General features: G+C 71.4%; 7 protein-coding genes. All 7 read left to right on the forward strand.

The window, feature by feature from the left end; genetic code table 11:
• On the forward strand, positions 1-243 hold a 243-nt coding region (locus SACHA_RS0101545; protein WP_019806646.1), incomplete at its 5' end, for a sterol carrier family protein.
• Positions 244-402: 159 nt separating this feature from the next.
• Positions 403-1,281, forward strand: coding sequence for a helix-turn-helix domain-containing protein (locus SACHA_RS0101550; protein ID WP_028662784.1), 879 nt, complete (start codon positions 403-405; stop codon positions 1,279-1,281).
• A 253-nt stretch (positions 1,282-1,534) separates the two neighbouring features.
• Positions 1,535-1,774, forward strand: a complete 240-nt coding sequence (locus tag SACHA_RS0101555; protein WP_019806650.1) for a DUF397 domain-containing protein — start codon at positions 1,535-1,537, stop codon at positions 1,772-1,774.
• Entirely contained in the window at positions 1,758-2,174 is a 417-nt protein-coding gene (locus SACHA_RS0101560) for a hypothetical protein (protein WP_019806652.1), read from the forward strand. The genes SACHA_RS0101555 and SACHA_RS0101560 overlap by 17 nt, the downstream gene beginning before the upstream one ends.
• Before the next feature lie 71 nt (positions 2,175-2,245).
• A complete protein-coding gene (gene purF / locus SACHA_RS19775) occupies positions 2,246-3,835 on the forward strand; it encodes an amidophosphoribosyltransferase (RefSeq protein ID WP_083935745.1) in 1,590 nt (529 codons plus the stop codon).
• A gap of 33 nt (positions 3,836-3,868) precedes the next feature.
• Complete coding sequence (gene purM / locus SACHA_RS0101570; protein WP_019806656.1) at positions 3,869-4,939, forward strand: phosphoribosylformylglycinamidine cyclo-ligase; 1,071 nt, start codon at positions 3,869-3,871, stop codon at positions 4,937-4,939.
• Between the two features lie 60 nt (positions 4,940-4,999).
• Positions 5,000-5,271: alternative ribosome rescue aminoacyl-tRNA hydrolase ArfB (arfB, locus tag SACHA_RS19780; RefSeq protein WP_039737617.1), on the forward strand; the 272-nt coding region annotated here is incomplete at its 3' end.

A 5,271-nucleotide genomic window follows, 5' to 3' on the forward strand; every position in this document is an offset into this window, starting at 1 on the left:
GGGGTGGCGCCGGGGCGCAGCGTCGAGGTCCGCGTGCCGCCGTACGCGGCGGTCCAGTGCGTCGCCGGGCCGAGGCACACCCGGGGCACCCCGCCCAACGTGGTGGAGACCGACCCCCGAACCTGGCTGGAGCTGGCGACCGGGCGTCTGGAGTGGACGGACGCGGTGGAGTCCGGGCGGGTCGACGTGTCCGGGGCCCGGGCCGCCGAGGTGGCACACCGGCTGCCGGTCGTGCGGGTCTGACGGCGACCCGGCGTCGACCACGACGGCTGTGCCCCCGGTGGTCCACGGTGTACTTTCGACGATCGGACGGATTCCTCCGGTACGATTCACCGGCCGGACGACAGCCGGCGCGTCCGACGGATCAGCTCGGCGTATCGGGAGTGGGGAATGGAAGGCGGCATGGCTGCGCACGACGACTCCGGGGCGGAACCGGGGACCGGGCCCACCGCGCGCCGGATGATCCTCGGTGCCCAGCTCCGCCGTCTGCGGGAGCGGGCGGACATCGCCCGTGCCGACGCGGGCTATCACATCCGGGCGTCCGAGTCGAAGATCAGCAGGCTCGAACTCGGCCGGGTCGGTTTCAAGGATCGTGACGTCCGGGACCTGCTCACCCTGTACGGGGTGTCCGACCCCGGGGAGCGGGCCGTGTTCCTCGACATGGTCAAGGAGTCCAATCAACCGGGCTGGTGGCAGAAGTTCAACGACTACATGCCGCGCTGGTTCGACGATTTCGTCGGACTGGAGGAGGCCGCCTCCCGGATCCAGACCTACGAGCTGCAGTTCGTCCCCGGCCTGTTGCAGACCGAGGACTACGCGCGTGCGGTGATCACCCACGGGCTCCCGGAGACGGCCAGCGCCGCCGCCGAGGGGCGGGTGGCGCTGCGGATGCGGCGCCAGCGGCTGCTGTTCCGCCCGAATTCGCCCCGGCTGTGGGTGGTGCTGGACGAGTCGGTGCTGCACCGGCCCATCGGGGGCAGACGGGTACACCGGGCCCAGCTCGACCACCTGCTGGAAATGATCACTCTTCCGCACGTCACCATCCAGGTGGTCCCGTACGAGCGCAGCGGGTACGCGGCCGAGGGAGCCTTCACGATGTTGCGCTTCGCCGAGCCCGAACTGCCGAACATCGGCTACATCGAGCACATCGCGGGCGGGATCTACCTGGACCGTCCGGACGAGATCGAGCTCGTCGGGCGCTCGCTCGACCGGCTGGCCGTGGACGCCGAGACCCCAGATCGCTCCCGGCAGATGCTGCTCAAGGTGCGCGCCGAGGCTTGAAGCCGGGCGCGTGCCCCGCTGCACCACCGCTGCGGACGCGGGCCGTCCCCGGTGTCCACAGTCACCCGGAAGGGCGGTTTGAGCTGCGCGGAGGTTGTCCGATGTGATTCAGTTCACGCTGTGACGAATACTTCGTGAACTCGCACCTGCACGTGCATCCACATCTGCACGGGCGTCGTGCTACCGTGCGTTGCAAGATCAACTGCACGTGCAGATGCATCCTCCAATGGTGTCAGTCGGGAAGGTGAGGATCATGGCGAGGACGGTCGACAACGGAATCTCCTCGGAGTCGCTCGCGGGCGTGGTGTGGCGCAGGAGCGCCTACAGCGGTGCGATGGGCAATTGCGTGGAGGTCGCCCCACTCAGCGGCGGGGGAATCGCGATGCGCAACTCCCGTGATCCCCAGGGGCCCGCGCTCGTCTACACCAAGGCCGAGATCGCCGCGTTCCTCGCGGGCGTCAAGGACGGTGAGTTCGATGACCTCGCCGGCTGAGCTTTCCGGGATCGACGAGACCGCCGAGGCGCGGGAGGTCGAGGAGGTTCTCGGCCGGCTGATCGGACACGGATACCGGTTCGTGCATCCCCGGGACGACAGCGGGGAGATCATGACGATCGTCGGCGTGCGTGCGCACGGTGCCGTGGTCGACGTCGTCCGCCTCGACGCGGAGGACGCGGTGAACGCCACGCGGATGCCGGTCGACGAAGCCGACATCCTCGCCCCCCGGACGGTCCTCTGGAGCCGGGACGGTGCGCTGGCCGACGTGGTCGACGCCCTGCTGGAGCTGCCCGAGGTGCCGGAGGAAACCTCCGCCCCCCGCCGGTCCGGTGGCGCGCGGGGCTGCTGGGTGCCGGGCACCAGAGGGCGTGCCAAGTGGCTCGCCGCCACCCCGTGAACGGTTGAGCGCGACATCACGAGAACGGGCCGCCCCCGGCGCACTACACTGACGGGGCGGCCCGTTCTCGTATGCAGGGGAGCCTTCCGGTGGAACAGCCCGAGGCCGAGCCTCGTGAGGAATGCGGTGTCTTCGGCGTCTGGGCGCCGGGTGAGGACGTCGCGAAACTGACCTACTACGGCCTCTACGCCCTGCAGCACCGGGGCCAGGAGGCGGCGGGTATCTCGGTCTCCGACGGGGACCGGATCGTCGTGTTCAAGGATTTGGGCCTGGTCAGCCAGGTCTTCGACGAACAGGTGCTCTCGTCGTTGCAGGGGCACGTGGCCGTGGGCCACTGCCGCTACTCGACCACCGGCGGTGGGAGCTGGGAGAACGCCCAGCCGACGTTCCGCACCACCGCCACCGGCACCGGGCTCGCCCTGGGGCACAACGGGAACCTCGTGAACACCCACGAGCTGCACGACCGGGCCCGCGAGCGGGGCGTCGTCGAACGCGGGGGCGCCACGACCGACTCCGACCTGATCTGTGGTCTGCTGGCGGAGGCGGCGGCCGACAAGGGGGTCGAGGCGGCGGCGCTCGACCTGCTGCCGACCGTGCGCGGGGCCTTCTGCCTGACCTTCTCCGACGAGAACACCCTCTACGCCGCCCGCGACCCGCACGGTGTGCGGCCGCTCGTGCTCGGCAGGTTGGAGCGCGGCTGGGTCGTGGCCAGCGAGACCGCGGCACTGGACATCGTCGGCGCCTCGTTCGTCCGGGAGGTCGAGCCCGGCGAGCTGATCGCCATCGACGCGGGTGGTCTGCGGTCGGAGCGGTTCGCCGTGCCGGAGCCGAAGGGGTGCGTGTTCGAGTACGTCTACCTCGCCCGGCCGGACACCTCGATCGCCGGGCGCAGCGTGCACGCCACCCGGGTGGACATCGGCCGCAGACTGGCCGAGGAACACCCCGCCGACGCCGACCTGGTGATCCCCGTGCCCGAGTCCGGCACACCCGCCGCCATCGGGTACGCCACCGCGTCGGGCATCCCGTACGGTTCCGGGCTGGTCAAGAACGGCTACGTGGGGCGCACCTTCATCGAGCCCTCGCAGACCATCCGGCAGCTCGGCATCCGGCTCAAGTTGAACCCGCTGCGCGAGGTGATCCGGGGCAAGCGGCTGGTCGTGGTGGACGACTCCATCGTGCGCGGGAACACCCAGCGCGCCCTGGTGCGGATGCTGCGGGAGGCCGGGGCGCTGGAGGTGCACGTACGGATCGCCTCGCCCCCGGTGCGCTGGCCGTGCTTCTACGGGATCGACTTCGCCTCCCCGGCCGAGCTGGTCGCGAACGGGGCCGACGAGGACGGGATCCGGCGTGCGATCAGCGCGGACTCGCTCGGATACGTCTCCCTGGACGGCCTCGTGGCCGCCTCGGAACAGCCGTCCTCCCGGCTGTGCGCGGCGTGTTTCGACGGCGAGTACCCCATCCCGCTGCCCGAGGACGAACTGATCGGCAAGCACTTCCTGGAGAACCTCGGCGGTGGTGACCACACCGCCGCACCGGCCCGCAAGGGGTCGGTGACCAGGGGCGACACCCCGTCCGGGGAATCGGACCGCACGGGGGACGCGGGATCGGCCCCCGCGCCGTCCGGGGAGTACGGTGCCGGGGATGTCGTCGGGCCGCACTAGCCCGTTGTCGAAGTTGAGGATGGAGTTCGCCTCGTGACCGAGCCCACGAGCGCCACGTACGCCGCAGCCGGGGTCGACATCGACGCCGGTGACCAGGCCGTCGAGCTGCTCAAGCCGCACGCCGCCCGCGCGGGAAGGCCGGAGGTGGTCGGCGGGGTGGGCGGCTTCGCCGGACTGTTCTCGCTCAAGGCCGGGCGCTGGCAGGAGCCGCTGCTCGCCTCGTCGACCGACGGTGTCGGCACGAAGATCGCCGTCGCGCAGGCGCTCGACAAGCACGACACCGTGGGGATCGACCTGGTGGCGATGGTGGTGGACGACCTGGTGGTCACCGGGGCGGAGCCGCTGTTCCTGCAGGACTACCTCGTGGTCGGCAAGGTGGTGCCGGAAAAGGTCGAAGCGCTCGTCTCCGGCATCGCCGAGGGGTGTGTGCAGGCCGGATGCGCCCTGCTCGGAGGCGAGACCGCCGAACACCCCGGGATGATGGCCGAGGACGACTACGACCTCTCGGCGACCGGCGTCGGCGTGGTCGAGGCGTCCGAGGTGCTGGGGCCCGACCAGGTGCGCCCGGGGGACGTCGTGATCGGGATGGGGTCGACCGGTCTGCACTCCAACGGCTACTCGCTCGCCCGGCACGTGCTGCTGGACGTCGCGCGGATGCCGCTGGGCGGGCATGTGGAGGAGTTCGGCCGCACCCTCGGGGAGCAGTTGCTCGAACCCACCCGCGTCTATGCCAAGGACTGCCTCGCGCTGTCGGCCGAGGCCGACGTCCGCACCTTCGCGCACATCACCGGGGGCGGGCTGCAGGCCAACCTCGCGCGGGTCGTGCCCGCCGGGCTGGTCGCCCACCTCGAACGGCACACGTGGACGCCCGACCCGGTGTTCGCGGTGATCGCCCGGCGCGGGCGGGTCGAACGCGCGGAGATGGAGCGCACGTTCAACATGGGGGTGGGCATGGCCGCCGTCGTCTCCCCGGAGGACGTGGACCGGGCGCTGGCCGTGCTCACCGCCCGCCACGTGCCCGCCTGGGTGCTCGGCGACGTGCGCCGTGCCGAGGACGAGAACGAGCCGCGGGTGTCGCTCACCGGGGACCATCCCCGGTTCTGAGCACTGCGGACGCCGGCGGCGGTGACGACGGTGGCGAGCGGACGGAAGAGGGCGACCGGGGTGGACGGGATCCGGGTGACGGGCGGGTTGTGGCTTCCGGAGTCCGAGTTGTCCGAGCGCTTCTCCCGCTCGTCCGGCCCCGGCGGGCAGGGCGTGAACACCACGGAGTCCCGTGTGGAGCTGTCCTTCGACGTGGCGCGGTCGCCGGTCGTGCCGGACGACCTGCGCGAGCGCCTGCTGGCACGGCTCGACCACCGGCTGACCGACGGGGTGCTCACGATCGCGGCGAGCGAACACCGTGCGCAGCGCCGGAACCGGCAGGCCGCGCGCAG

This window comes from Saccharomonospora halophila 8, from assembly GCF_000383775.1.
GTDB lineage: Bacteria > Actinomycetota > Actinomycetes > Mycobacteriales > Pseudonocardiaceae > Saccharomonospora > Saccharomonospora halophila.

Bases quoted from the DNA above. Each gene is read 5' to 3' on its own strand.
- SACHA_RS0101550 (WP_028662784.1), top strand. From the start codon at position 403: ATGGCTGCGCACGACGACTCCGGGGCGGAACCGGGGACCGGGCCCACC.
- SACHA_RS0101560 (WP_019806652.1), top strand. From the start codon at position 1,758: ATGACCTCGCCGGCTGAGCTTTCCGGGATCGACGAGACCGCCGAGGCG.
- SACHA_RS0101555 (WP_019806650.1), top strand. From the start codon at position 1,535: ATGGCGAGGACGGTCGACAACGGAATCTCCTCGGAGTCGCTCGCGGGC.
- purF (WP_083935745.1), top strand. From the start codon at position 2,246: ATGCAGGGGAGCCTTCCGGTGGAACAGCCCGAGGCCGAGCCTCGTGAG.